Source organism: Kineococcus sp. GCM10028916, assembly GCF_042674865.1.
Lineage (GTDB): Bacteria > Actinomycetota > Actinomycetes > Actinomycetales > Kineococcaceae > Kineococcus.
Genome location: NZ_JBHTFM010000003.1, coordinates 252,010 through 275,923, shown reverse-complemented (window position 1 = coordinate 275,923; position 23,914 = coordinate 252,010). Strand labels below are relative to the sequence as shown.

22 protein-coding genes are annotated in these 23,914 nt (G+C 73.4%); 4 read left to right on the top strand and 18 right to left on the bottom strand.

Annotated elements, in window-relative coordinates:
- Positions 1-26 precede the first annotated feature (26 nt).
- The 10 genes from ACFQ46_RS03805 to melA all read right to left on the bottom strand — a co-directional run bounded on the left by ACFQ46_RS03805 (position 27) and on the right by melA (position 10,905).
- Entirely contained in the window at positions 27-1,289 is a 1,263-nt protein-coding gene (locus ACFQ46_RS03805) for an FAD-dependent oxidoreductase (RefSeq protein ID WP_380257342.1), read from the bottom strand.
- Positions 1,290-1,300: 11 nt separating this feature from the next.
- On the bottom strand, positions 1,301-2,482 hold the full coding sequence (locus tag ACFQ46_RS03800; protein WP_380257340.1) for an aminotransferase class V-fold PLP-dependent enzyme: 1,182 nt from the start codon (positions 2,480-2,482) through the stop codon (positions 1,301-1,303).
- 91 nt (positions 2,483-2,573) lie between these two features.
- Positions 2,574-3,416, bottom strand: coding sequence for a class II fructose-bisphosphate aldolase (locus tag ACFQ46_RS03795; protein WP_380257338.1), 843 nt, complete (start codon positions 3,414-3,416; stop codon positions 2,574-2,576).
- Entirely contained in the window at positions 3,413-4,321 is a 909-nt protein-coding gene (locus ACFQ46_RS03790) for a 1-phosphofructokinase family hexose kinase (RefSeq protein ID WP_380257336.1), read from the bottom strand. Before ACFQ46_RS03790 ends, ACFQ46_RS03795 begins: the two co-directional genes overlap by 4 nt.
- Positions 4,318-5,265 (bottom strand): N-acetylglucosamine kinase, encoded by a 948-nt coding sequence (locus ACFQ46_RS03785; RefSeq protein ID WP_380257334.1) that lies wholly within the window; start codon positions 5,263-5,265, stop codon positions 4,318-4,320. Before ACFQ46_RS03785 ends, ACFQ46_RS03790 begins: the two co-directional genes overlap by 4 nt.
- On the bottom strand, positions 5,262-6,398 hold the full coding sequence (locus tag ACFQ46_RS03780; RefSeq protein WP_380257332.1) for an SIS domain-containing protein: 1,137 nt from the start codon (positions 6,396-6,398) through the stop codon (positions 5,262-5,264). Before ACFQ46_RS03780 ends, ACFQ46_RS03785 begins: the two co-directional genes overlap by 4 nt.
- A gap of 55 nt (positions 6,399-6,453) precedes the next feature.
- The gene (locus ACFQ46_RS03775) at positions 6,454-7,317 is read right to left on the bottom strand and encodes a carbohydrate ABC transporter permease (RefSeq protein ID WP_380258409.1); all 864 of its coding nucleotides are present in this window, start codon (positions 7,315-7,317) and stop codon (positions 6,454-6,456) included.
- 5 nt (positions 7,318-7,322) lie between these two features.
- Positions 7,323-8,261 carry a carbohydrate ABC transporter permease gene (locus tag ACFQ46_RS03770; protein ID WP_380257330.1) on the bottom strand — a complete coding sequence of 313 codons (939 nt, stop codon included), beginning with the start codon at positions 8,259-8,261 and terminating at the stop codon, positions 7,323-7,325.
- Between the two features lie 9 nt (positions 8,262-8,270).
- Positions 8,271-9,563 (bottom strand): extracellular solute-binding protein, encoded by a 1,293-nt coding sequence (locus ACFQ46_RS03765; RefSeq protein ID WP_380257327.1) that lies wholly within the window; start codon positions 9,561-9,563, stop codon positions 8,271-8,273.
- A 25-nt stretch (positions 9,564-9,588) separates the two neighbouring features.
- Complete coding sequence (gene melA / locus ACFQ46_RS03760) at positions 9,589-10,905, bottom strand: alpha-galactosidase (RefSeq protein ID WP_380257325.1); 1,317 nt, start codon at positions 10,903-10,905, stop codon at positions 9,589-9,591.
- Between the two features lie 92 nt (positions 10,906-10,997).
- On the opposite strand from melA, the gene ACFQ46_RS03755 reads away from it, so the two are divergent.
- Complete coding sequence (locus ACFQ46_RS03755) at positions 10,998-11,819, top strand: DeoR/GlpR family DNA-binding transcription regulator (RefSeq protein WP_380258407.1); 822 nt, start codon at positions 10,998-11,000, stop codon at positions 11,817-11,819.
- Here the strand turns inward: ACFQ46_RS03755 and ACFQ46_RS03750 are convergent.
- Together ACFQ46_RS03750 and ACFQ46_RS03745 are read right to left on the bottom strand one after the other, a co-directional pair.
- Positions 11,816-12,646 (bottom strand): endo alpha-1,4 polygalactosaminidase, encoded by an 831-nt coding sequence (locus ACFQ46_RS03750; protein WP_380257323.1) that lies wholly within the window; start codon positions 12,644-12,646, stop codon positions 11,816-11,818. The two genes, ACFQ46_RS03755 and ACFQ46_RS03750, sit on opposite strands and share 4 nt — an antisense overlap.
- A gap of 10 nt (positions 12,647-12,656) precedes the next feature.
- A complete protein-coding gene (locus tag ACFQ46_RS03745) occupies positions 12,657-15,218 on the bottom strand; it encodes a DEAD/DEAH box helicase (protein ID WP_380257321.1) in 2,562 nt (853 codons plus the stop codon).
- Positions 15,219-15,356: 138 nt separating this feature from the next.
- Here ACFQ46_RS03745 and ACFQ46_RS03740 point away from each other — a divergent pair, with 138 nt between their 5' ends.
- Positions 15,357-16,037, top strand: coding sequence for a PAS domain-containing protein (locus tag ACFQ46_RS03740; RefSeq protein ID WP_380257319.1), 681 nt, complete (start codon positions 15,357-15,359; stop codon positions 16,035-16,037).
- A 9-nt stretch (positions 16,038-16,046) separates the two neighbouring features.
- Here ACFQ46_RS03740 and ACFQ46_RS03735 read toward each other — a convergent pair whose 3' ends face one another.
- The 5 genes from ACFQ46_RS03735 to ACFQ46_RS03715 all read right to left on the bottom strand — a co-directional run bounded on the left by ACFQ46_RS03735 (position 16,047) and on the right by ACFQ46_RS03715 (position 21,524).
- Positions 16,047-16,448 (bottom strand): helix-turn-helix transcriptional regulator, encoded by a 402-nt coding sequence (locus ACFQ46_RS03735; RefSeq protein ID WP_328294014.1) that lies wholly within the window; start codon positions 16,446-16,448, stop codon positions 16,047-16,049.
- Positions 16,449-16,622: 174 nt separating this feature from the next.
- On the bottom strand, positions 16,623-18,092 hold the full coding sequence (locus ACFQ46_RS03730; protein ID WP_380257317.1) for a hypothetical protein: 1,470 nt from the start codon (positions 18,090-18,092) through the stop codon (positions 16,623-16,625).
- Complete coding sequence (locus ACFQ46_RS03725; RefSeq protein ID WP_380257315.1) at positions 18,085-18,837, bottom strand: glycosyltransferase family 2 protein; 753 nt, start codon at positions 18,835-18,837, stop codon at positions 18,085-18,087. The genes ACFQ46_RS03730 and ACFQ46_RS03725 overlap by 8 nt, the downstream gene beginning before the upstream one ends.
- A 9-nt stretch (positions 18,838-18,846) precedes the next feature.
- A complete protein-coding gene (locus ACFQ46_RS03720) occupies positions 18,847-20,982 on the bottom strand; it encodes a SpoIIE family protein phosphatase (RefSeq protein WP_380257313.1) in 2,136 nt (711 codons plus the stop codon).
- Between the two features lie 113 nt (positions 20,983-21,095).
- Complete coding sequence (locus tag ACFQ46_RS03715; protein ID WP_380257311.1) at positions 21,096-21,524, bottom strand: ATP-binding protein; 429 nt, start codon at positions 21,522-21,524, stop codon at positions 21,096-21,098.
- Between the two features lie 305 nt (positions 21,525-21,829).
- On the opposite strand from ACFQ46_RS03715, the gene ACFQ46_RS03710 reads away from it, so the two are divergent.
- Together ACFQ46_RS03710 and ACFQ46_RS03705 are read left to right on the top strand one after the other, a co-directional pair.
- Complete coding sequence (locus tag ACFQ46_RS03710; RefSeq protein ID WP_380257309.1) at positions 21,830-22,777, top strand: glucosyl-3-phosphoglycerate synthase; 948 nt, start codon at positions 21,830-21,832, stop codon at positions 22,775-22,777.
- A 61-nt stretch (positions 22,778-22,838) separates the two neighbouring features.
- The gene (locus tag ACFQ46_RS03705; RefSeq protein ID WP_380257307.1) at positions 22,839-23,552 is read left to right on the top strand and encodes an alpha/beta fold hydrolase; all 714 of its coding nucleotides are present in this window, start codon (positions 22,839-22,841) and stop codon (positions 23,550-23,552) included.
- Here ACFQ46_RS03705 and ACFQ46_RS03700 read toward each other — a convergent pair.
- Positions 23,531-23,878, bottom strand: coding sequence for a rhodanese-like domain-containing protein (locus tag ACFQ46_RS03700; protein ID WP_380257305.1), 348 nt, complete (start codon positions 23,876-23,878; stop codon positions 23,531-23,533). The two genes, ACFQ46_RS03705 and ACFQ46_RS03700, sit on opposite strands and share 22 nt — an antisense overlap.
- Positions 23,879-23,914 lie beyond the last annotated feature (36 nt).

Here is a 23,914-nt window from a genome sequence, read left to right as displayed (position 1 = left end):
GGACGCCGAGCACTCCCTGGAACGGCTCAGAGGCCGAGAGCTGCGGTGACCACGCCCAGGGCTGCTCGCGCGACGTCGTCGTCCTCCCCCGCCCACAGCTCCTCGACCCACGGCCCCGCGAACAACCCGACGAGGGTGGGCCGGCCGTCCGCCTCCGTGGCGTCGAGCCACTCGCTGACGGACCCGGCCCCCGGCCCGTGGACGCGGTAGTAGCCGGCCGCGTGCTCGGGCCAGAAGCGCCGGTCGAGGCGCAGCACCACCTTCTCCACCCGTCCGGTGGGCAACCGCGCCAGCGCGTCCCGGTGCCCGCCCGGCAGCGGGGGGACGAACTCGACGGCGCCCGCCGCGAGCACCGCTAACGGCACCGTGACGATCACCGCGTCGGCGTGCACCTCGCCGTCGTGCACCCCTTCGTCGGCGCCGGCCACCCGCACCCCGTCGTCGCGGACCTCCACCCGGCGCACCGGCCGCCGCAGCCGGACGTCGACCCCCTCGGCGAGGTGGTCGAGCAGGCGGCGGTAGCTGCCGACGATCCACCGGTCCCCTTCGCCGACGCCGGCCTCGAACCCGTGCCGCGCGCTGAGGGAGGACAGCGGAACCCCGGTGTCCATGACGACCTCGGCGTCCACGAACCGGCGGACGACCTCCGCGGTCCACGGTCGCGGGTCCCGCAACCACTCCTCGACGACCTGCCCGATCGAGGTCCTCGGCGCCGCGGTGGCGAGCCGCTCCCGGAGTCCGCGCGCCAGGCCCTCCGGACGGGGCACCCCGCCCGTGGGTGACCCCAGGACGAGCGGATCGGTGAAGTCGGTCGCCACGGTCCGCAACCCCAGCGCCTCGGCCGTGCGCGCCAGGACGTTCTCGTCGAACTGCTGCAACCAGTTGGCCTCCAGGTCGAAGGTGGACCCGCCGACCTCCACCCCGACGGCCCGGCCCCCGACGCGGTCGCGCGCCTCCCACACCTGCACGTCCACGCCGCGTCCGCGGAGTTCCTGCGCCGCGGCGAGACCGGCGATCCCCGCGCCCACCACGACGACCCGCCGGTGGCCGAGCGCCGCGGCCCACTCCCCCGCCTGCACGCCCTGTTCGTGGGCGCCGTGGGTCATCCCGGCCCGGGTGGGGTGGGTCCCCTCCCCCGCGATCCGTAGCCGCGTCCCGACGGGGGAACCCACGGTGGTCCGGTCCGCGGGCGTCCCGTCCACGCCGATGAAGCTCCACGCACCGCGGGACCACTCGTCCTCCCCCCACCGGGAGACGGCGGAGGCGAGCAACTGCACGGGTTCCGGCACGGCGCCGCAAGCTACGCCGCGCGGGACCACTCGACCAGCGCGGGGACGCAGCGGCGCGCGAAGTCGTCGTAGTCGTCGGGGGTGTTGTAGGCATGGGCCGAGAGCCGGACGAAACCCTGGTCGCCGAACGCGGTGAACGCGGCCTCGACACCCAGTTCGGCCAGTGCGCGGTCCCGCACGGCGTTGCCGCCCCCCTCCCCCAGCCCCAGCCGGCCGGGCAGTCTCACCAGCCGCAGCGGACCGGCCGGCATCCCCACCTCGACGTGGTGGTCCTCCCCCGTCAACGCCGCGAACGCGTCGGCGACGACGTCCACGCCGTACCGGGCCAGTTCGGCGACCCGCACCCGGAGCGCGGCCCAGCCGATCTCCGCCTCGACGGCGTCGAGGGCGTCCGGGGCTGCGAGCCAGCTCGTGAAGTCGAGGGTCCCCTGCTGGTCGAAGTTGGCGGGGAACTCCTGCTCGGCTCCCCAGGAGTCGATGATCGGGTTCAGTTCCCGGCGGAGGTCACCGCGGGCGACGAGGACGCCGGAACCCCGCGGGGCGCACCCGAACTTGTGCAGGTTGCCGACCCAGAAGTCGCAGTCGACGCCCGCGAGGGGTTCGGCGAGTTGCAGCGGGACGTGCGCGCCGTCGACGAGGACGGGGATCCCGCGTTCGTGGGCGGCGGTGCTGATGAGGTCGACGGGTAGGAACCGCGCCGTCGGGGAGGTGATGTGGTCGACGACGACGAGGGCTGTCCGGTCCGAGAGTTCCGCGGCGACGGCCGCGGACGCCTCCTCCGGACCCGCGCCGAGCGGGACGTGCGCGGTGCGGATCCGCCCGCCCCAGCGCCGGACGAGCCGGCGCGCGCCCATGGTGACCGCGCCGTAGCCGTGGTCGGTGACGACGACCTCGCACCCCTGCTCCACCGGGAGCGAGCTGAAGACCACGCTCGCCCCGGCGCTGGCGTTCGGCACGAACGCGAGGTCGTCCGCGGACACCCCGAGGTAGGGGGCGACGCGTTCCCGGGCCGCCGCGATGCGTTCCGGCACACCGACGAAGAACCGGACCGGCGCGCCCTCCATCTCCGCGCGGTAGGCCGCCTGCCGTTCCAGGGCGAGCGTCGGGACCGCGCCGAAGGAACCGTGGTTGAGGTGGCGCAGGGTCGGGTCGAGGGAGAACGCGAGGGTCACCCCGGCAGTGAACCAGTCCACCGCCGCACCACGAGGACGGCCCCGCCGAGGAACGCCGCGGCCTGACGCGGAGGGCGGACCAGCGTGCGCCGGCCGGTTTCCCGGGAGGTCGTCACGCGGTCCCCGCGAGCAGCCGCAGCAGGCGCTCGGTCTCGTCCTCCAGCGCGGCGCGGCCCGCGGCGACGTACTTCCGCGGGTCGGTGAGGTCGGGCCGGTCGGCCAGCACGGCCCGCACGGCCCGGGTGAACACCCCGTTGAGGTGCGTCGAGATGTTGACCTTCGTCATGCCGACCTCCACGGCGGCGCGGAGTTCCTCGTCGGACAACCCCGACGAGCCGTGCAGCACCAGGGGGACGGGGACGCTCGCGGCGAGCCGGGCGATGAGGTCGCGGTCGACGCTGGCGACGCGGGTCTGCATCGCGTGCGACGTCCCCACGGCCACCGCGAGGGCGTCGACACCCGTGGCGGCGACGAACTCGGCGGCCTCGTCGGGATCGGTGCGCGCACCCGGGGCGTGGACGCCGTCCTTGCCGCCGACCTCGCCGAGTTCGGCCTCCAGCGCGATCCCCGCGGCGTGGGCCTCCTCGGCCAGGGCCCGGGTCGCGGCGACGTTCTCCGCGTAGGGCAGTTTCGACCCGTCGTACATGATCGAGTCGACGCCGAGGTCGATGCCGCGCCGGGCCAGCTCCGGGTCCTCCACGTGGTCCAGGTGCACCAGGACCTCGACGTCGACGGCGCGGGCGATCGCCTGGGTCGCGACGGTGAGAGGTTCCAGACCACCGTGGTACCTGATGCAGTTCTCGCTGATCTGCAGCACGACCGGCAGACCGGCGCGCGCGGCACCGGCGGCCATGGCCTCGGCGTGCTCGAGCAGGACGACGTTGAAGGCTCCTACCCCACGACCTGCCGCACGGGCGGCGTCGAGGAGTTCCACGAAGGGGGGACGAGTGCTCATGCGGGACTCCCGGTGGTGTCGAGGAAACGGGCGGCGGCGGCCCGGTCGATCTCACCGGCGACCGGACGCAGGACGGCGGCGGCGCCGAACGCCGCGGCCCGGCGCAGGGCGTCGGGCAGCGGGGAACCGCCGGTGAGGGCGAGGACGAGACCGGCCGTCGCGGCGTCCCCGGCGCCGGTGGCGTTCCCGCTGACACCCGGCACGGCGGGAACCTCGAACACCCCGTCGCGGGTGTGGGCGGCGATCCCGTGGACCCCGCGGGAGACCACCACCGCACCGGCCCCCCGGGTCAGCAGGTCCGCGGCGCCCTCGGCCTCGGAACCGGCACCGGTCGCGCCGAGGAGTTCCTCGACGTTGGGCTTGCAGACGGAGGCTCCGGCGGCGGCGGCCGCCAGCAGGGCCGGACCGGACAGGTCGGCGACGGTCAGGGCCCCGGCGTCGCGGGCCGTGCGCACCCAGTCGCCGACCAGGCCGGGGTCGCTGCCGAGCGGGAGCGACCCCGCGACGACGAAGGCCGACGCCCCGCGCAGGGCGTCCGCGAGGGCGTCCTGCACGGCGGCCCACTCCGCGGGGGTCACCGCGGGGCCGGGTTCGCCGAACATCGTCGGGTGGGCCACGTCGTCGACGACGGTCACCGTCGTGCGGGTCTCACCGGCCAGGGGAACGGTCGCGGGTTCCATCCCCAGGTCGCGCAGGGCCTCCCGCACCCACGTCCCGGCCGTCCCGCCCAGGGGCAGCACGCACCGGGTGGGAACCCCCTCGGCGTCCAGGACGCGGGCCACGTTGACGCCCTTGCCCCCGGGGCGGCGGGAGACCTCCAGCACCCGCTGGGTGGTTCCGACCCGCTGCTGCTCGACGCGGTACGTCACGTCGAGCGCCGGGTTGGGGGTGAGGACGACGATCACACGACCACCCCGCGGGCCCGTGCCGCCCGGACGGCGTAGAGGGCACCACCGAGTTCCGGACCGTGCTGCGGCGTCACCAGCTTCAGCCGGAACGGGCTGCGCCGCAGGGCCTCCTCGAACTCCGACCGCACCACGGGGGCGTTGAACAGGCCCCCGGACCAGGACACCGCCACCTCGTCCTGCGGGCCGTGGCCCAGGGCGGTCGCCGTCGTCGTCACCAGGGCGGCCAGTTCCGCGGCCGCGGCGCGCACGATCCTCAGGGCCCGGGCGTCACCGGCGGCGGCCGTGGCGGTGACGACGCGGGCGAGGCCCGCGATCCGGCTGCGGTCCCCCTGCCAGCGGTCCACGACGACACCGATGACGTCGAGGTCGTCCACAACCTTCAGCGCCTCCCGGACCGCGCCGTGCAACGCCGTCCGGGGTTCACGGCCGTCGGCCATGCGGGAGAACGCGTTCAGCCCCTGGACGGCCACCCAGTACGCGGACCCCTCGTCGCCGAAGAGTTCGCTCCAGCCGCCGGTCCGGTGGGTGCGGTCACCGCGTTCGCCGTAGGCCACCGAGCCGGTACCGGCGACGACGTTGATGCCGTCCCGGCCGGCGAGGGAACCCGCCCAGCCGCTGAGCATGTCGTTGCCGCACAGGTAGCGGTCGTGCCCCAGGACGCGGGCGGGCATCGCGTCCAGGTGGGCGACGTCGGCGCTGGCCTCGCCGTAGCCGGGGACGGCCAGGAACGCGAAGGCGAGGTCCTCGACGCGGATCCCGGCCGCCGCGACGACGGCGCCGACCCCGGCGCGCAGGACCTGCTCGACGAGGTCGATCCCGCTCTCGCTCCCGAAGTAGTAGCTGGAGGGTTGCCGGTCCTCCGCGACCACCGTCCCGTTCCCGTCGAGCAGGACGAAGGCGGTCTTCGTCCCGCCCCCGTCCATGCCGAGGAAGTACGTCACGGCTGCTCGCTCCGGCCCGGGAGGTCGTGGATCGAGACGCCCTGGACGACCCGGTTGACGGTGCCGCCCGGGAAGGGGTTGTCGGGGGTGCAGCCGCGGCGGACCGACGCGCCCAGCGCGAGCAGCTGGGCGAAGGCGACGAGGGCGACGCTGCGCAACCCGTCGTCGAGACCGTCGAGCTGCGGGAGGGCGAGGTCCAGCGCAGAACCGTCCGGCCCGCCGACGTGCACGACCTGCGCGGGGCGGTCACGACGGAGTTCGGTGACGATGTCGGCGTCGTAGTGGGCGGTGTAGGGGTCGGCGGAGGCGTACACGACGACGAGGGTGCGGTCGTCGACCACCGACTTCGGGCCGTGGCGGAACCCGAGCGGGGAGTCGTGGAACCCCGCCACTCCCCCCGCCGTCAGTTCGAGCAGCTTCAGCGCGGACTCCTGGGCCAGCCCCTGCAGCGGGCCGGAGCCGAGGTACACGACGCGTTCGGGGTCGGCGTCCAGCAGGGCCTCGACCTGCCCGCTCCGTTCGATCAGCGACGACGCGGCGGCGCTCAGGGCCTCGACGTGCCGGGCCTGGTCGGGCCGGAACACCAGGAGCGCGGCGAGCAGCATCGTGGAGAAGCTCGACGTCATGGCGAAGCCGGTGTCGTTGGTCTGCTCCGGCATCACCAGCACGAACGAGTTCGCCGCGCCGCGGTGCTCCCGGGCCAGGGCCCCCTCGGCGTCGCAGGTGATGACGAGGTGGTGCGCCCGCGGGGCGAGGTCGTCCACGATCCGGGTCGCCGCGACGCTCTCGGGGCTGTTCCCGGACCGCGCGAAGGACACCAGCAGGACGGGGCCGCCCTCCGCCAGCAGGCCGAAGGGGTCGGCGACGAGGTCGGTCGTGGCGAGGGCGTCGACCCGGCGGCCCAGGTGGCGGCGCAGCGACGCGCTCGCGATGTCACCGGCGAAGGCGGAGGTCCCCGCGCCGGTGAGGACGATGCGCAGGTCGTCCTGCGCCAGGACCGGGGCGAGGAAGTCGTCCAGCGCGTCCCGGTGCCCGGCGAGCAGGGTGACCAGGTCGCGCCACGCGCCCGGCTGCTGCCGGATCTCGTGGTGGGTCGCGGATCCGCTCGTGGGAGCGGCGACGTCGGTGTTCACGGGAGGTACCTCCGGTCGGTGGTGCGGGTGGTGGTCGCTTCGGTGCGCACGGGGCTCAGCCTTTCAGCCCGGCCGAGGCCATGGTCGCGACGAACTGCCGCTGGGCCAGGAGGAAGAGCAGCATGAGCGGGAGGGTCGCGACGACGTTGCCGGCCATGAGCAGCGACCAGTCGGTCCGGCGGGCGCCCTGGAAGTTCGTCAACCCCAGCTGCAGCGTGAAGTTGTGCTCGTCGTTGATGGCCACCAGGGGCCACACGAGGTCGTTCCAGGAGCCGAGCAGGGTGAAGATCGCCAACGTCGCCAGGGCCGGCCGGGCGAGCGGCAGCACGATCCGGAAGAACACCTGCAGGCGGGAGCACCCGTCGATCCTGCCCGCCTCCTCCAGCTCGCTCGGCAGCGACAGGAAGAACTGGCGCATGAGGAAGATGCCGAACGCCGAGGCCAGCCAGGGGACGATCGCGGCCCCGAGGTGGTCCACGAGGCCGAGCCGGGCGAACATGACGTAGGTCGGGATCATGAGCAGCTGCGAGGGGACCATGATGGTCGCGAGGATCGCCAGGAACCCGAACGTCCGGCCCGGGAAGCGCAGCCGGGCGAACCCGTAGCCGGCCAGCGAGCAGAGCACCAGGTGCGAGACGATCGCCGACGCGGACACGACGGCCGTGTTCAGCAGCCACCGCAGGATCGAGGAGTCGGCGAACAACCGGGTGTACCCGCTGAGGGTGAAGTGCGTCGGGACGAAGGCGGGCGGGAACTTGTTGATCTCCGAGGCCGGCTCCAGGGAGGTGAGGAACATCTCGAGGAACGGCAGCAGGAAGAGGAACGAGACCGGCACCAGCAGCAGGTGCCACGGACTGAACGGCAACCCGCGACGGCGCGGCACGGTCGAGGTGCGGGAGACGGTCGGGGTCGGGGTCACGGTCGTCACGGGTTCCTCCCGGCGCGGCGCTGGGTGATGGTGACGACGATCGTCACGACCAGGGTGACGAAGAACAACGCGTAGGCGACGGCCGAGCCGTAGCCGAACTGCAGCCGCTGGAACGCGAGTTGCCAGACGTAGTAGACGATCGTCTGGGTGGCGTCGAGCGGCCCGCCGCGCGTGGTGGCGTAGACGAGGTCGAACAGCTGGACGGCCTCCAGGGTCTGGTAGACCGCGACGAACGACGTCACCGCCCCCAGCTGCGGCCACACGACGCGCCAGAAGACCTGCCGCGAGTTCGCGCCGTCCATCCGGGCGGCCTCGATGGTGTCGCCGGGGATGTCCTGCAGCGCAGCGAGGTAGATGACCGTGGTGAAGGCGGCCTGCCCCCACAGCGACATGATGGTGATGACCACCATGGCCTGGTGGCCGTCCTCCAGCCACCCCTGCTGGGGCAGGTGCAGGACGCGCAGGACGTTGTTGACCAGCCCGAACTGCGGGCTGAAGAGGTAGGTCGTGAGGATGCCCGTCGCGGCGGCGGAGGCGACGAAGGGGACGAACACCGCGGTGCGGTACAGGCCGATGAACCGGATCCGGCGGTTCAGCGCGACGGCCAGGAACAGTCCCAGCAGGACCGACGCCGGCACGAAGAGGACCGTGTAGAGGGCGGTGTGCAGTGCGGCGCCGCCGAGCGCGGGGTCGACGGCGAGGTCCCGGTAGTTCTGGATCCCGACCCCCCTCGGCGGGCTGAACCCGTCCCACGTGCGGAAGGACAGCACGAGGGCCCAGATCCCCGGGAAGAGGGTGAGCCCTCCGACCACGATCAGGGCCGGGGCGACGAAACCCCACCCGGCCAGCGCCTCCCCCACGGCACGGCGGGGCCGGGGGGCAGCCGCTCCCGAGGTCCCCCGGCGCTGCGACTCTCGAAGGTCAACGGTCGTCACGTCACGTCCTCAGCTCTGGCGCAGTGCCTTGTCGGCGGCGGTGGCGGCGTCGGCGAGGGCGCCCTGCGGCGAACCCTCCCCCTGCAGCACGTGGGCGGTGGCGCTCCCGACGGCCTCGGAGAGGCCGTTGTACCCGGGCACGGTCGGGCGGGGCTTCTTCGCGTTCGCGGCGTTGGCCTGCATCACGTCGAGCCCGGGGAGTTCGGCGGAGGCGGTCAGGAACGCCTCGCTGGTGGCCTCGCTGGCCCGCAGCGGGAGGTTGCCGATGGCCACGTTGAACTGCTCGTCCTGCTCGGCCGAGGTCAGCCACTCGGTGAACTGCGTCGCCCAGTGGGCGCGGTTGACGTCGTCGTTGTCGAACAGGGTCCACAGGTCGGGACCGGAGACCGTCTGGTGGTCGCCGTCCGTCCCCGGGAGCTGCACGACGCCGTAGGAGGTCCCCGCGGTCTTGAGCGCCGACAGTTCCCAGGGACCGGAGGTGATCATGGCGATGCGGTCGCTCTCGAACAGCTGGGCGAACTTCGTGTCCGTCTGGTCGAGGTAGACGCTCCGGTCGTCGACGGCCATCCCGCGCAGGAAGGTGAGGGCGTCGATCCCGGCCCGGGAGTCGAAGGCCGCCTCCTGCCCGGTGGCGTCCAGGATCTCGCCGCCGTTCTGCCACAGGTGCGGCCACAACTGCCACGTCGTCTCCTCGCTCCCCGAGACGGAGTACCCGTACCCGTAGACGTGGTCGTCGGGGTTCGTGAGCTGCTTCGCCGCGGCCCGGAAGTCCTGCCAGGTCCAGTCGGGCGTGGGGTACGCGACGCCGGCCCGGTCGAAGAGGGTCTTGTTGTAGAGGAGGGCGATGTTGTCGACGACGGCGGGGAACCCGATGGTGCGGTGGCCGGTCGGCTGCGCCGTCGCCCGCGCCGCCGAGGTGAAGTCCTCCCAGTCCACCCCGGGTCCCTGCACCACGGAGGTGATGTCGAGGGTCCGGTTCGAGCGTTCCAGCTGACTCGCCCACGACCCGAACGTGTAGGAGATGTCCGGGGAGTCGTTGCCCGCGAAGGAGGCGGCGAGCTTCTGCAGCAGTTCCTCGGTGGAGGAGGCCCCGGGCGTGACGTCGATGCTGACGTTGGGGTGCTGCTGCTCGAACTCCGCGGCGAGGTGCTCCAGCACCTGCTCGGCCTCGTCGCTCTGCCCCGACCACATCGTCAGGTGCACCGGGGCGGAGGGGTCGAGCGTGGTGACGGGTTCCGTCCCGCACCCCGTCGCGACGAGCGCGACGAGGGTGAGGGCGGCGGCGAGTCGTGGGACGTGCACCGGGAACTCCTCTCGGGGGTCTGGACTACAGGGCGTCGACCGGCAGCTGCACGCGCAGTTCGGGCGGCAGCAGGTCGCCGTGGGCGGCGACGAGGTCGTTGCACAGCGCCCAGATCCGCTCGGGCGTGAGCGTCGAGCTCGCGTTGGGGTCCACGAGCACCGCCTGGCGCACGAGACGCGGGTCGCCGGTCCGGGCGGCCTCGATCGTCAGCTCGGCGACCGAGACGTAGGGGCGGTTCACCGCGGCGGCCTGCACCGGCAGGGAACCCATCGGGACCGGGGAGATCCCGCCGGCGCCGACGGTCGTCGGCACCTCGACGACGCACCCGGCGGGCAGGTTGTCGATCAGGCCCCGGTTGACGACGTTGGCGTGGATCTCGCGTTCGGTGCCGGTGACGAGGGAGTGGATGACCTGCGGCGCGTACTCGGCCGCCTCCTCCTCGAGCGCCAGGGGTTCACCCGCGGCGAGAGCGCGTTCGGCCGCGTGGAACTCACGGACGTTGTTCTCGGAGATCTCCAGGTACTCCATCGGCCGCAGCCGGAACCTCTCGACCTGCTCCTGGTCGCGGAGGAACCACGGCAGGTACTCCGAGGAGTGCTCGCTCGTCTCGGTCGGGTAGTAGCCGATCCGGCGGAAGACCTCGACGCGGACGCGGCGCAGCAGTTCCGGGTCCGCGGCGATGCGCTCGCGCAGCACCGGGTAGAGGTCACGACCCTCGTGCGTCCACTCCAGCAACCACGCCTGGTGGTTGACGCCCGCCGCCCGGAACCTGGTCTGCTCGACGGACAACCCGACGAGCTCCGCCAGGTCATGGGCGGTCCAGTAGACGCTGTGGCACAACCCCAGGGTGGTGAGTTCCGGGGCCACGAGACTGGTCCACCAGACGTTCATCGCCATCGGGTTCGTGTAGTTCAGGAAGACCGCGTCCGGCGCCACCTCACGGATGTCCGCGGTGAGGGCGGTGAGGAAGGGGAACGTGCGCAGCGCGCGGAACACCCCGCCCACCCCGGTGGTGTCGCCGATCGTCTGGCGCAACCCGTAGCGGGCCGGGATCTCCAGGTCGTGGCGGGTGGCCTCGATGCCGCCGATCTGCACCATGTCGACGACGAAGTCGGCGTCGGCGAGGGCGCGGCGCCGGTCGGTGGTCGCGGTGGTGGTCAGGGGGCGGTTCAGGCGTTCGCCGACCTGCCGGGCGGTGCCCTCGGCCACGGCGAGGCGGCGCTCGTCGACGTCGAAGAGCCGCAGGTCGAGCGGGCCGAGGTCGTCGAACCTCAGGAGGTCCCCCACCAGCTGGCGGGTGAACTCGACGCTCCCGGCCCCGACGAAGGTGACTCGTGTCATGCCAGGATGGTGTTCCGACTGCGCGATGGACGCAATATTCTGAGCGAAACGCTCATCCTGGTTGATCGGTTCGAGTGATTGGTGCGGTGGAGATGCCTGGTGGCCACGCCCTCGGCGGCTCGGAGGCCCTTCCGCGCGCGGGTTCCGGCAAGCGTGCCGACCGGCTGGTGGCGATCCTCGGTGTGCTCAACGAGCGCGGTGACGTGAGCCTGCAGGACCTCGTCACCGAACTCGGCGTGTCGGTCGCGACCGTCCGCCGCGACCTCGCCGACCTCGAGGGACAAGGACTGCTGTCGCGGACGCACGGCGGCGCGCGGGTCCTCGCCCCGGCGCTGGAACTGCCGGTGCGGTTGCGCGCGGGCCAGTCGCACCAGGTCAAGCAGCTCATCGCCCGCCGCGCCGCCACCTTCCTGCCCGAGGGGCCGTTCGCGATCGCCATCGGGGGCGGGACGACGGCCGCGGGTGTCGCGCGGGCGCTGATCTTCCGCACCGACCTGACCATCGTCACGAACTCGCTGACGACGGCCACCGAGATCGGGTCCCGGCCGAACCTGCGGGTGATGATGACCGGTGGCCTGATCCGCGCGAACTCCTTCGAGCTGGTGGGGGCGCTCGCCGAGAACTCCTTCGCCTCCATCAACGTGGGCATGGCGATCCTCGGTGTGGACGGGGTGAGCGCCGAGGGCGGGATCACGACGCACGACGAGACCGAGGCGCGGACGAACGCGGCCATGATCCGTCACGCCCAGCGGACGGTCGTCGTCGCGGACTCCTCCAAGATCGGGCGGATCACCCTCGCGAAGGTCGCGGGGCTCGAGAGCGTCGGCGACCTCGTCACCGACGACGCCGCCCCGCCCGAGGAACTCCGCCGGATCCGGGCCCTCGGGACCCGGGTCCACGTCGTCGGGGTCTAGCACGACTCGTCGTGGTAGCCCTCCTCCCCGCGCGGCACGACGTCGCGGTCCCGCAGGACGACGGAGATCCGCCGACCCTGCGCCGCGCAGGCCGACGTGAACGCCGTGCGGGGGTTGTCCGTGTACTCGACCTCGAGGACGTCGTCGCCGTAGACGTCGGTGTAGTCGTCGCACTCGGAGTAGTTCTGGCACTCCTCGGCGATCGCGAAGTCGAACCCCACGGAGTCCCGGCCGACCGACCCGAGGCTCCCCGCGTTCTTCTGCGCGATCGCGAGGCCGTCGGCGTGGGCACGGGTCGCCAGCAGGGTCGCGTACGCGACGGCGTCCGCCTCGGTCAGCCTGCCGTCCGACCGCGTCCACGTGTCGAGGTTGTCGGGTTCGACGGCCTCGAAACCGTCGTTGCGGCAACCGTCGATCCAGCCGCCGACGATCTCCGCGACGTCGGCCCGCTTCCCGGCGGTGGAGACGTCCAGGAAGAACTCGCCCGGCCAGTCCGGGTCCGCCACGAGGCCGCCGTCCTCGTCGCGCAGCAGCAGGTCCGGGTGCGACCCCGTCCAGAACGCCCCCTCCGCGGGTTGGGTCTGGAACGCGTTGACGTAGCAGACGTCGTACGTCCCCCCAGCGGGCCCCGCGGCACGGTCGCGGTCGACGATCGCCACGGAGGCGTCGGGGGTGTGGGCGCCACCGATCTGGTAGTCGAAGCGCCCGTTCGTCGGGAACGGCGCCGGGGTGGCGGTGCCGGACGTGCCGGACGTCCCGGACCCACCGGTGACGAGCAGGGCCGCGCACAGCCCGAGCGTCGCGAGAGGTGTGGTGAGACGTCGCACGGGAACCGCGTCAGAGCCGCAGGAGACCCGCGACCTTCAGCACGGCGGCCCCGGCCTCGTCGGAGGCGTCGAGGTCGACCTCGGCGACGATCCCCCAGTCCCGGTCGCCCGCCGGGTCCTCGAGGACCTGGCGCACGTACCAGTTCCGCTTCGAGCCCTTCGCGTCCGGCCCGGAACCGTCGTCGACCTGCAGCAGGTGCGGACCGCGGGCGTCGGGACCGGTGCCGATGGTGTCGTGGTCGTCGTAGTAGGCGTCGAGCTGGTCGCCCCAGGTCTCCTCGTCGGGGGACCCCTCCAGCTCCGCCAGCGCGGCGGGCCGGTCGAGGGCGCAGAGTTCGACGAACCGGAACATCGCGTTGCGCACCAGGACGCGGAAGGCGCGGGAGTTCGCGGTGACGGGCGGGGTCTCCTCCTCCTGCGGTGCGACGGCGTTCTCGACGTCGGCCGGGTCGACGCCGTCGCGCAGCGCCTCCCACTCCGCCAGCAACGAGGAGTCGGTCTGGCGCACGACCTCCCCGAGCCACTCGACGAGGTCGATGAGCTCCTCGGTGCGGGCGTCGTCGGGGACGGTCTGCTTGAGGGCCTTGTAGGCGTCGGAGAGGTAGCGCAGGACGAGACCCTCGGAGCGGGCCAGCTGGTAGTACTGGACGTAGTCCCCGAAGGTCATCGCGCGTTCGTACATGTCGCGGACGACGGACTTGGGCTTCACCTCGTAGTCGCCGACCCAGGGGTTCCCGGCGCGGTAGGTCTCGTAGGCACCGCGCAGTTCCTCGGCCAGCGGCTGCGGCCACTCGACGTCCTCGAGGAGTTCCATGCGTTCCTCGTACTCGATGCCGTCGGCCTTCATCCGTTGCACCGCCTCGCCCTTGGCCTTGGAGCGCTGGGCGAGCAGGATCTTCATGGGTTCGTCGAGGGTCGCCTCGATGACGGAGACGACGTCGAGGGCGTAGGTGAGGGACTCGGGGTCGAGGAGTTCGTCGATGACGGCCAGCGCGTACGGCGACAGCGGCTGGTTGAGCGCGAAGTCGAGCTGCAGGTCGCCCACGAGGCGGACCTGACGTCCGTCGGCGAGGGGTTCGGGCAGCGTCTCGATGATCCCGGCGTCGAGCAGGGCGCGGGCCAGTTCGACGGCGCGGCGGACGTGCTTGATCTGGTTCTTGCGGGGTTCGTGGTTGTCCAGCAGCAGGTGCCGCATGGCCTCCACGGGGTTCCCCGGGCGCTGCAGGACGTTCAGCAGCATCGACGTGGTGACCCGGAAGTGCGACGTCAGCTGTTCGGGTTCACCGGCGACGAGCTTGTCCATGGTCGCCTGCGACCAGGAGATGAACCCCTCGGGCGCCTTGACCCGCTGGACGCGCTTGAGCTTCTTGGGGTCGTCGCCGGCGCGGGCGACGCGACGGGCGTTCTCCACCTCGTGCTCGGGAGCCTGGACGACGACGGTGCCCGCGGTGTCGAACCCGGCCCGGCCGGCCCGGCCGGCGATCTGGTGGAACTCCCGGACGCGGTAGTGGCGGTTGCGGCGGCCGTCGAACTTGGTCAGCCCACCGAAGAGGACGGTGCGGATGGGAACGTTGATCCCGACGCCGAGGGTGTCGGTGCCGCAGATGACCTTGAGCAGTCCGGCCTGGGCGAGGGTCTCGACGAGGCGCCGGTACTTCGGCAGCATCCCGGCGTGGTGGACGCCGACGCCCATCCGCAGCAGCCGGTTGAGGACCTTGCCGAAGCCGGCGGCGAAGCGGAACCCGCCGATGGCGTCGGCGATGGCGTCGCGCTGCTCGCGGGTGGCGATCTTCGCGCTGGTCAGCGACTGCGCCTGCTCCACGGCGGCGGCCTGGGTGGAGTGCACGACGTAGACGGGGGCCCGGTCGGTGTGCAGGAGTTCCTCGACGGTCTCCTGCAGCGGGGTCGTCGCGTAGGAGTAGTGCAGCGGGACGGGTCGTTCCACGGAGGTGACGCTGGCGGTGGGCCGCCCGGTCCGCCGGGTCAGGTCCTCGCGCAGGGCCGTGGTGTCGCCCAGCGTCGCCGACATGAGCAGGAACTGCACCTGCGGGAGCTCGACGATCGGGACCTGCCAGGCCCAGCCGCGGTCCGGGTCGGCGTAGAAGTGGAACTCGTCCATGACGACCTGGCCGACGTCGGCGAAGGCGCCGGAGCGCAGCGCGACGTTGGCGAGGATCTCGGCGGTGCAGCAGATGATCGGTGCGCCGGGGTTCACCGAGGCGTCGCCCGTCATCATCCCGACGCGTTCGGCGCCGAAGACCTCGACGAGGGAGAAGAACTTCTCGCTCACGAGGGCCTTGAGCGGTGCGGTGTAGAAGGACCGGATCCCGGCACTCAGCGCGGCGGCGTGGGCCCCGGCGGCGACGAGGGACTTGCCGGAACCGGTCGGGGTGGCGAGCACGACGTTGGAGCCGGCGACCACCTCGATGAGCGCCTCCTGCTGCGCGGGGTACAGCTCGATGCCGCGTGAGGTCACCCACGTCGAGAACGCCTCGTAGACGAGGTCGGGGTCGTCGTTGCCCGGGGCCGGCAGCAGGTCGGTGAGCTGGGGGGTGTCTGTGGTCGCAGTCATGGCGCGCCCATCGTCGCACCGGGAGACCCCGCTCCGCTGGACGAGTGCTCGCGGGTGCCGCGACGACGCGCTGGTGATCGCTCCTGGTGCTCACAGGGTCCGTGCAGCATCCTTGCCCCGAGCAGCACGACGTGAGGGGTGAGCACGATCGACGAGAGCCTGTCCCGGGAGCACCACGTCCGGCGACGCGCGGAGCAGGTGCGCGCGGACCTGGAGGCGCTCTGGGGTGACGACCTCCCCCCGGGTCCCGACCCGCGCACCACCGAGCTGGTGGACTCCCTGGCCCTCGACGACGACCACGGCCGGACCGCCGGCCTGCTGGTGCAGGGGGACGCCGTCCCCTTCCACCTGCTCGTCCGCCTGCTCGCGACGAGCAGCGTGGGCGAGGCGGTCCTGGCGGAGCTCCCCCCCGAGCTGCGGGCCCGGGTCGACCTGGCGGTGGCGACGGTGGACCCGCCGGCGATGGCGGCGTGGGCGGCGACGCGGGGGCTGCCGCAGATCCCGTCGGGGGCGTTCGCGATGCACGTCGACCCCCCGGTCGTCGACCTCGACGAGCGGGTGAGCGGGTTGCTGGGGTTCGCCGCGCGGCAGCACCGGTTGCCCTGGGCGGAGTCGATGCGCAACGTGCACCCCGCGGACCTGGGGCTGGTGGTCGACGCCACGCGTCAGGCCTGCGAGAAGCAGGCGTCGCTGAGCATGCGGTTCCGGGTCCTGCACGAGGACGGCAGCGTGCTGTGGGTGTCGACCGTGGGCCACGCCCTGACCGGTGAGGACGGGGGGACCGAGCAGGTCGTGGGCTTCTCGATGCCCAGCCCCTGACCCGGGGCGTCAGGAGATGAGACCGTCCTGGCGGGCGACCGCGGCGGCGGCGGCGGAGGAGCGCACGCCGTACTTGCGACGCACCGAGGCGAGGTGCTGGGCGACGGTGTTGGGGGCGAGACCGAGGCGCTCGGCCACGACGGATCCGGGGCACCCGTCGGCGATCATCTGCAGGATCTCCTGCTCACGGGCGGTGAGGCTGACCCCGGGGCGGGCGGGGGCGGTTCCGCGCCCCGCCTCCTCGAGGGCGCGGTAGCGGGCCTCGGAGACGACGACGAAGCGGTTGCCCGCCGCGTCCTCGACGATCATCCGGCGGTCGCCGTCCGCGACGGTCCGCAGGACGTCGCCCCACCAGTCGTTGGGGACCTGGACCCGGTTGCCGTCGACGACCGCCACGTTGTTCTGCTCCATCCTGGTGTTCTACCTCTCCACGCCGCTGGTCCACTGGTCCTGGCTCGCTGTGGTGCCGGTGTCGCACGGGAGCGGCTCACTCCGTTCTGAAACGTTCGGGGTGTGACCGACCGTTCTGAACCTCGCTGTCAAAACACCACCCGACCGGATGAACCGTCAAGGACCCCGGGGGAGTCACGGTGAGCCTTCGACCCAATGTCCCACAGTGTCGCCTCGCCCGATCCTCCGGCGCAGGAGGAGTCCCACGACGAGGACGACGACCAGCGCGCTCCACGAGATCCACGGACCGACCTCCTTGCGGTAGCCCAGGGTGAGGGCCTCGACGGACGGGCTCATCCCGTCCACCAGCCCCGGCACGTACGCCAGCGCGAGCAGCGTCAACCTCCCCGTCAGCACCCCCGTCAGCACTCCCCGCCGCACCCCCGCCGAGGACGGAGCCGCGAGGGCCAGGGCCAGCGGCCCCCACAGCAGCAGGTCGTACCAGGGCAGCTCGTAGGCCGTCCCCAGCAGGTACCCGGCGGCGAGGACCGTGCTCACCCCCGCCGCCCGCGTCAGGGCGTCACCGCGCACCAGCAGGCGCCACCAGGCGAACGCCACGGCGGCCATCACCAGCACCGTCCCCGGCAGCAGCCACCCGCGCGGCATGCCCGCCTCGACCAGCGGGCGCCAGACCGTGGCCAGCGAGACGTAGCGGCTGGCGGTGCGGGTCTGGTCGTAGGCGTGCGGGCCCGCCCAGACGTGCGCGGGGACCAGCAGCAGCAACGCCCCCGCCGCACCCCGCAGCAGCCACCCGCGGGTCAGGTACCCGCCCGCCCGCGCGGCGAGCAGCACCCCGAGGGCCACCGCGCCGTAGGGCAGCTTCGTCCCGACGGCGACCGCGAGCGCCACCCCCGCCCAGAACGGGTGGCGACGCGCCGCGAGCAGGGTCGCGAGCGCCGCGGTCCCGGCGAGGACGTCGGCGTGGGCGCCGCTGAGCCCGACGGTCAGCAGCAGCGGGTTCGCGGTCCACAGCAGCTGGGCCCGGGCCCGCCGCTGCGGGTCGCGCACCGCGACCCGCAGCGCCAGGGCGCTCGCGAGCCACGCGAGCAGCAGCAGGACCTGCCAGCACGACACCGTCGTGCGCACGGAGTCCCCGCCCCCGAGGGAGGCCAGCGCCATGAGCAGCGCCCCGACGGGGCCGTAGACGGAGGTGGTGGAGCGCCACGGGTCGCGCACCGCCGAGGTCACCGGGTCGTGACCGCCGGCGAAGGTGTCCGGCGGCTGGCTGTAGGGGTCGCCGCCGAGCGCCGCGATCCGTCCGTAGGCGGCGTAGCTGAGGTGGTCGGCGGAACCGACGGGGGGCAGCAATGTGAACAGCACCGCGCCCACGAGCGCGACGAGCACGAACCGGCGCGGGTGCCACCCCCGGGCCACGGCCCGCCAGCCGGCGAGCAGCGCACCACCACCGGACAGCACGGACACGGCCAGCAACGCCGTCACCAGCCCCGACGACGGCCGCAGGCCCAGGTCGAAGGACCCGGCGCCGCCCCCGAGCGGGGGGACGGCGGCGGAGGGTCCTGCGAGCGCGACGACGGCCCAGCAGAGCAGGGACAGGACCAGACACCCGCCGGCCAGCCGCACCGGGGTCAGCGGTCGCTCAGACACCGGTGACGCGACGGAGCACGTCGGCGAGGCGGCGCCGTCCGAGGGCACGGGCGACGTCGCGGTACTGCGCCGCGCGGTGCAGCTGCGAGCGCCAGTCGGAGCCGGTGACCCGGTGGTGCAGGTCGCAGGGCACCTCGCGCACCCGGAACCCCGCGCGCAGCAGGTCGATCGTCAGCGCGGTCTCGACGCCCCAGCCCGGGGCCAGCGGCAACGCCGCCTCGAACGCGGCCCGGGTCAGGCAGCGCATCCCCGACAGCGGCTGCTCCGGCGACCAGCCCGCGGCGGCCACGGTCCCCTTGCGGGACAGGCCGACGACGAACCCGTGCCCGCCACCGGCGGTGGCCTGGCGGGGCAGCACCGCGATCGTCATGTCCGCGGCCCCGGCCAGCACGGGCAGCGCCAACGGCCAGGTCTGCACGGCGCTGTCGGCGAGGTCGGCGTCGACGAAGAGGAGCGGACGGGCGCGCAGTCCCTCGCGCGGGCGGGCCGCCTCGAACTCCGCGACGGCGCGGGCGCCGGTCTGCATCGCCGCGGCCTTGCCGCGGTTGCGGGCGTGGGCGACGACGAGTGCCCCCGCGTCGCGCGCGGCCTTCGACGTGGAGTCGCGCGAGCCGTCGTCCACGACCACGACGAGGTCGACGTCGGGCAGCGAACGGACGGCGCGCACGGTGGCGGCGATCCGGTCCTGCTCGTCCTTGGCCGGGATCACGACCGCGACGGTCGGGGACGGGCTCAGGGGTGGCACCCGGCGAAACTAGCGCAGCCGCAGGCCGAGCACCGTGACGTCGTCGTCTGCGGCCCCACCGGTGTCGCCGGTCTCGCCGGTCTCGCCGGTCTCGACCATCTGCGCGACCAGCGCCTCGACGATCTCGGCCGGCGTCCCGTACGCCTGGTCGTGGAAGTGCCCCAGCACCTCCGCCAGCCCCTCGGTCAGCGACCGCGTGCGGGTCTCGACCAGCCCGTCGGAGAACACGACCAGCGCGCTGCCCGGCGCGAGCCGCACGTCGAGGACGTCGCTGCGCGGGTCGCCCTCCACCCCGATCGGCACCCCCGGGGGGACGTCGAGGTAGTGCGGGCCCTCGCTGCACGTCAACGGGGGCAGGTGCCCGGCGCTGGCCGCCGACAACCGGCCGTCGCGGTGCAGCACGCCGTAGAAGATCGTCACGAGGTCCTCGCCGCCGCCCGCGGCTGCGCAGGCGTCGAGGCCGCGCAGCACCGCCGTGGGGTGCGGGTCGATGAGGGCCAGGGTGCGGACCTGGGTGCGGACCTCACCCATCACCGTCGCCGCGCGCACCCCCCGGCCCATGACGTCACCGAGCACGACGGCGACCCGGTCACCGCTCAACGGGATGATCTCCGCCCAGTCACCGCCGACCTCGACCCCTGCGCTCGTCGTCGCCGAGCGGTGCGTCGCGAGCCAGTCCACGTCCGGCAACGGGCCGGGCCGCAACGCCTCCTGCAGGACGGTGGCCTGGTCGCGTTCGGCCTCCAGCAGCTGCATCCGTTCCAGGGCGCTGGAGACCTGCCCCGCGAAGGCGAGCAGGAACTCCCGCTCCTCCTCGTCGTCGACCCCCGGTTCGGTGAAGCCGAGGGTCAGCGCCCCGAGGCGACGACGACGGGTGGCCAGCGGCAGCACCGCCCACGCGGTCTCGCCGGCGGCGTGGGCGGCCTCGAAGTTCCCGCGGACCGCGTCGGAGAGGTCCGCGATCCCGCGCGCCCCGACGAGGTAGCGCCCGCTGGCCCCCGCGAAGGCGGTGAGCTGCTCGAGGGTCACCTCGGGCACCTGCCCGGTGCGGCGCTCGCGGTCGGCGAGCATGCGGTGCAGGCTCAGCCCGGCCCCTTCGCCCTCGGCGAGGACGACGGTGGCGCGCACGGCGCCCGGCCCGTCGAGGCAGACGCGCAGGACGGCGTCGAGCAGGTCCGGGTAGGTCGTGGCGCTCGCCAGCGCGGCGGTCAGCGCCTGCAGCGTGCGGGTGCGCCGGGTGGCGCGGGCCCGGTCGGTGACGTCGTCGAGGGACCCGACCCACTCCAGGACCTCGGAGTCGGGGTCGGTGGGGTCGCTGAGCACGGGGACGGCGACGGCGGCGAGGGTCCGCCAGCCGTCGGGGGTCGCGATCCGGAACCGGAAGCGGGCCCCGGAGCGTGCGGCGACGGCGTCGTCGAAGGTCCGCAGGACGGTGGGCAGGTCGTCGGGGTGGACGTCGTCCTGCCAGGCCCGGCCGCCGACGTCGGCGCGGCCGGTGAGCGCGGTCCACCCGGGCATGGTCCCGGTGACGCCGTGACCCGGCCGTGCGGTGAACACGTCGAGCGCCCCCGCCTCGGCGAGGGTCCGGTAGCGACGTTCGGAGATCCGGGCCTCGCGCAGCAGGCTGGCCCGTTCGACGGCGAGGGCGCACTGCCCGGCGAGGGTGGCCGCGAAGACCTGCTGCTCCCCGTCGAGGGACCCCTCACGGGTGAAGCCGAACCGGAGGACGCCGACGAGCCGGCCGCGGGCCAGCAGCGGGTACATCGCCCAGGAGTGCTCGCCCTGGGCCAGGACGCTGTCGTTGAGCCCGCCGGGTCCGCCCCCGAAGCGGGCCGCCAGCTCGCCACGGTCGTGCAGCAGCACCGGACGCGACGTGCGGGCGGCTTCGGCGCTGGGCGTCGCGGAGGCCAGCGGGACGGGCCGTCCGACGCCGAGGCCGGTGAGGTCGCCCTCGGCGGGCAGCTGCGGGACCAGGACGGTCCCCGTCTCGTCGAGCAGGGAGACGCCGCAGGTGCTGGTGGCGAGGACGTCGCGCCCGGTGCGCAGCACGGCGGTGACGGCTTCGCGGACGTCGAGCGCGGCGGCGAGCTCGGTGGCGGTGCGGTGCAGTCGCTCGAGGGCAGGGATGACCGCCGACGAGTCCACGCAGCCGCCTCCGGTCCGGGTCACCGATCCGGCCGGTGCCCGATCGTGACCGAAACCGTAGCCGAACCATCCGCGCTGAGTGGTCGATCAGCGGCAGGGAGTGACCGAACGGGTCAGTGCGGGTGATGCCTCGTCGGACCGCCGAAGGAGGCCCACACCGTGCGGCTGAGGTTCTCGACGTTCTCCACGACACCCCACTCGTCGGCGAGGCCGTCGACGATGAACAACCCCCGCCCGCTGGTGTCGGACTCCTCCGCGACGCGCTGGTGGACCATCCGACCGGGCGAGCCCCCGTCGGTCACGGCGATCTCGACGTGCGGCTGCACCTCGACGGTGATCTCGCACTGCACGTGGATGGCGCCGTCGCCGAGGGGCCGGGCGTGCCGGATGGCGTTGCCCACGATCTCCGAGAGGACGATCTCGATCTCGGCCGTGGCCATCTCGTCGAGACCCGCCCCGTCGAGGACACCCCGGACGACGTGTCGTGCCCGTGGCACCGACGCCGCGTCGTGGGCGAAGGTCGCCCAGTGCGTGGCCGGCACGGGTCGTGCTCCCGTCGGCATGGTTCCCTCTCGTCGCGTCCCTGTCTGACCGAGCCACGGATACCCGGGGTCCGGGGAAGTCAAACCTGGGACTCCGCGGCCGCAGGCGTCCGGCACCGCACCCCGTCGTCCCGCAGAGCGGGACACCCGGAGACCTGCCGGACTCCGCGCCGCAACGTGGCCGAAACGTCACCGGGTCTGCGGGGGCCCCGTGTGACGCCCAGGTGAACTTCCCCGTCGGCGGGTGTCCTTCCCGGACGACCTCGTGCGACGGTGAGATCCGTTGCTGCCCACTGGAGGTCGTCGTGAAGCTGCCCGTGCAGACCTGGTTCGACAGGTCGACGTCCCGCGCGCGGGACTGGCCCATCGACCGCCTCCGCGCCCAGAAGGCGGGGACCCGGGTCAGCGTGGTGCTGCCCGCCCTCGACGAGGAGGCCACCGTCGGGCGGGTCGTCCGGATGGTCCACCGGCTGGCCCACGACACCGGTCTCGTCGACGAGATCGTCGTCATGGACTCCGGCTCCACCGACGACACCGCGCGGGTCGCCACCGAGGCCGGTGCGACCGTCCACCACCGCGACGAGGTCCTGCCCGAGGTCGGGTCCCGCCCCGGCAAGGGCGAGGTCCTGTGGAAGTCCCTCGCGGTCACCACCGGCGACGTCGTCGTCTTCGTCGACGCCGACCTCGTGGACCCCCAGCCGCAGCTCGTCACCGGCCTGCTCGGCCCGTTGCTCACCGATCCCACGGTCGAGCTGGTCAAGGGCTGCTACGACCGCCCGCTCGAGGGCGCCGGGTCCACGTCGGGCGGTCGGGTCACCGAACTCGTCGCCCGACCGCTGATCAGCCGCTTCTACCCGGACCTGGCCGGGATGGTCCAGCCCCTGGCCGGGGAGTACGCCGGACGCCGCCGCCTGCTCGAGGCGATCCCCTTCTGCGGCGGCTACGGCGTCGAGATCGCCATGCTCATCGACACCCTGGAACTGCGCGGCCTCCCGGCGATCGCCCAGGTCGACCTCGGCCGCCGCCAGCACAGCCACCAGGACACCGCGGCCCTGGGCCGGATGGCCACCCAGATCACCCACGTCGTGCACCAGCGCGCCTCCGGGGAGCGCTCCGACGTACCTTCGATCACCCAGTTCGCCCGCGACGGCTACGGCCACTACGCCCCCGTCACCCACGTCCTCGACATCGCGGAACGTCCCCCGATGAACACCGTCGCGGGCTACGCCCAGCGCACCGCGAAGGTCTCCTGACCCTCCTCCGCGGGGAAGGGTCCTTGCGGGGGACCGGTCCTCCGGTCCTAGGGTCTCTCCCGTGCCACCGCTCGACCGCGTGACCCTCGTCTGCGTCCCGGGGACGTTGTGCGCCCCGGCGGCCTACGCGGAGTGCACGCGGGACCTGGGGGTCGACGTCCGCACCGTGGGTTGGCTGGAGGACCCACCCCCGCACGACCTGCGCACCGTCGCGTCGCGCGTCGCCGCCCTCGTCCCCGGCCCCGTCGTGCTGTTCGGCCACTCCACCGGGGGAGTCGTCGTGGCGCTCGCGGGGCAGGTCCTCGGCGAGCGGCTGCGCGGGATCGCGCTCTGCGACACCGGTGCGCACCTGCGCGCGCACGGTGACGTCAGCCGTGTCATCGACCGGGTCCTCACCGGGTGGGGCCCGGAGTTCTTCGCGAGCTTCCTGGCCCGTTCGGTGGCGAGGCCGCCCGACGAACCGCTGCGCTCGCTGCTGCTCGGGTACCCCGCCAGGATCGAGCCCGAGCACGCCGTGCAGGCGCTGCGCAGCCAGCAGGCCCTCGACGTCAGCCAGGCGCTGCGCGGCCTCGACGTCCCGGCGCTGGTGGTGCACGGCCTGCACGACGTCGCCCGCCCGGTCGCGGACGCCGAACGGGCGACGCGGCTGCTGCCCGACGCCGAGCTGCACGTGCTGGACTGCGGGCACTCCCCGCCCTTCGAGCGGCCCGCGGAGGTCAACGACCTGCTGCGGGGCCTGCTCGAGCGGGTGGCTCAGCGGACGAACGGCTCCTGACCGGAGCTCGACTCCATGCCGCGACCGGCCTCGGCCCACGCCGACATCCCGCCGTCGACGTTGATGGCGTCGTAACCGTTGCGCTGCAGCCACTCCGTCGTCCGGCGCGAGCGGCCACCGGAGCGGCAGACGATGTGGAGCTCACCGTCGGGCAGCTCCCCCAGGCGCTGCGGCACCTGCCCCATCGGGATGTGCACGGCGGAGGGGATGTGGCCCGCCTCCCACTCGTCGTCCTCACGGACGTCGATGATCACGGCGTCGTCGGCCAGGTCCGTCACCGTGGTGGTGCGGACCCCGTCGACGTCGAAGGTGTTCGAGTCGGTCATGTCCCGACCCTACGTCCCCCGGGGACGACGGGGGCT

Bases quoted from the DNA above. Each gene is read 5' to 3' on its own strand.
- ACFQ46_RS03700 (WP_380257305.1), bottom strand. From the start codon at position 23,878: ATGACCGACTCGAACACCTTCGACGTCGACGGGGTCCGCACCACCACG.
- ACFQ46_RS03745 (WP_380257321.1), bottom strand. From the start codon at position 15,218: ATGACTGCGACCACAGACACCCCCCAGCTCACCGACCTGCTGCCGGCC.
- ACFQ46_RS03735 (WP_328294014.1), bottom strand. From the start codon at position 16,448: ATGGAGCAGAACAACGTGGCGGTCGTCGACGGCAACCGGGTCCAGGTC.
- melA (WP_380257325.1), bottom strand. From the start codon at position 10,905: ATGACACGAGTCACCTTCGTCGGGGCCGGGAGCGTCGAGTTCACCCGC.
- ACFQ46_RS03795 (WP_380257338.1), bottom strand. From the start codon at position 3,416: ATGAGCACTCGTCCCCCCTTCGTGGAACTCCTCGACGCCGCCCGTGCG.
- ACFQ46_RS03755 (WP_380258407.1), top strand. From the start codon at position 10,998: ATGCCTGGTGGCCACGCCCTCGGCGGCTCGGAGGCCCTTCCGCGCGCG.